Annotated in this window: 1 protein-coding gene; it reads left to right on the top strand. The window is 65.1% G+C overall.

The window, feature by feature from the left end; genetic code table 11:
• Positions 1 to 113: 113 nt before the first annotated feature.
• The gene (locus AX735_RS19900; RefSeq protein WP_066283928.1) at positions 114 to 1,442 is read left to right on the top strand and encodes a mechanosensitive ion channel family protein; all 1,329 of its coding nucleotides are present in this window, start codon (positions 114 to 116) and stop codon (positions 1,440 to 1,442) included.
• The last annotated feature ends 87 nt before the right edge of the window (positions 1,443 to 1,529 follow it).

Raw genomic sequence — 1,529 nt, 5'->3', positions numbered from 1 at the left:
CCGCCCGCCGGTGACCGCAATGCGCTCGCCGTGCGGCTGCATATCGGGCTGGAAGACCCGGACGATCTGATCGCCGACCTTGCCAAGGGATTGCAGGCCTTTACCATGGCCGCATGACTGCAGGGATCAACGCACTGTTCATGCGCTGGGGCTGGATCGAGCGCCCCGACGACCTGCAATATATCGAGGGCATCCTGGCCGCGATGGTGGCGACCGCCGCGCTGGTCATCGGTTGGGCGCTCAGCCGCCTGATCTATTTGCGCCTTGCCGCCATCTGGGAGCGCCGCGCCGGCTATGAAAGCCAGCTCGCGCGCCGCCGCATCCGCGACATGGTGCGCCGCTTCACCACCGCGATGCTGATCGGCATGGCGCTCAACCTGTACGACTGGAGCCTGATCGCCTCGGTCGTGTTCGGGCTGACGCTGGCGATCTCGCTCGCGCTGTTCGTCAACGATCTCGTGCGCGGCGTGCGCATGCCCGACTGGCTCGGCACGTTCCTCGGCCTCGCCACGCTGATCTCGATCCTCGCGAGCATGTTCGGCGGGCTCGACCCGATCACCACTGCGATGGACCGGGTGGGCTTCAACCTGGGCGCCAAGCGGTTCTCGCTGCTGTGGGTGGTGACGATCGCGATCACGGTGCTGGTGCTCTACACGGCCGCGCGCGTGGTCAACCGGATCGCCGGGCATATCATCGGCAGCAGCGACAGCCTCGATCCGACGCAGAAGCTGCTCGGGCAGAAGATCGCGGGCGTCGTCGTCATCGTGCTCGCCTTTTTCATCGGCATCGACACTTTGGGCATCGATCTGACCGCGCTCAGCTTCTTCTCGGGCGCATTCGGGCTTGCGATCGGCTTCGGGCTGCAGAAGACGATCGGCAACCTGTTCGCCGGCATCATCCTGCTGCTCGACCGTTCGATCAAGCCGGGCGACGTCATCGCGGTGGGCGACAGCTTCGGCTGGGTGAACAAGATCGGCGTGCGCGCGGTCTCGGTCATCACCCGCGACGGCAAGGAGCATCTGATCCCGAACGAGGACCTGATGACCACGCCGGTCGAGAACTGGTCCTATTCGGACCGCAACGTGCGCATGCGCATCCCGCTCGGCGTCAGCTATTCGAGCGACATGCAGCTGGTGCAGGAGCTGCTCTACCGCGCGGTGGACGAGGCCCCGCGCGTGCTCAAGGACCCCGCCCCGCGCATCTGGATGACCGATTTCGGCGACAACTGCGTCAACTGGGAAATCCGCGCCTGGATCGCCGATCCCGAGGGCGGCATGGGCAATATCCGCGGCGACGTGCTGATGCGCGTGTGGACGCTGTTCAAGGAACACGGCATCGAGATCCCGTTCCCGCAGCGCGACTTGTATATCAAGGAGATGCCGGGGATGGCCAAGGCCGCGCCAGAAGACGCAGCGCCTCCACACATCCCCCGCTCAGCCTGAGCCGGTCGAAGGCTGCGCGCTGCCACCCGTCCCAATATTCACGTCATCCTGAACTTGTTTCAGGATCCATCGTGCAGCAAAAAGCCG

This window comes from Blastomonas sp. CCH1-A6, assembly GCF_001556365.1.
Taxonomy (GTDB): Bacteria; Pseudomonadota; Alphaproteobacteria; order Sphingomonadales; family Sphingomonadaceae; genus Blastomonas; species Blastomonas ursincola.
Note: the sequence above shows the minus strand (reverse complement) of the source record. Positions and strands in the feature narration are given on the sequence as shown.

Excerpts from the sequence above, each read along its gene's own strand:
- AX735_RS19900 (WP_066283928.1), top strand. The coding sequence starts at position 114 with ATGACTGCAGGGATCAACGCACTGTTCATGCGCTGGGGCTGGATCGAG.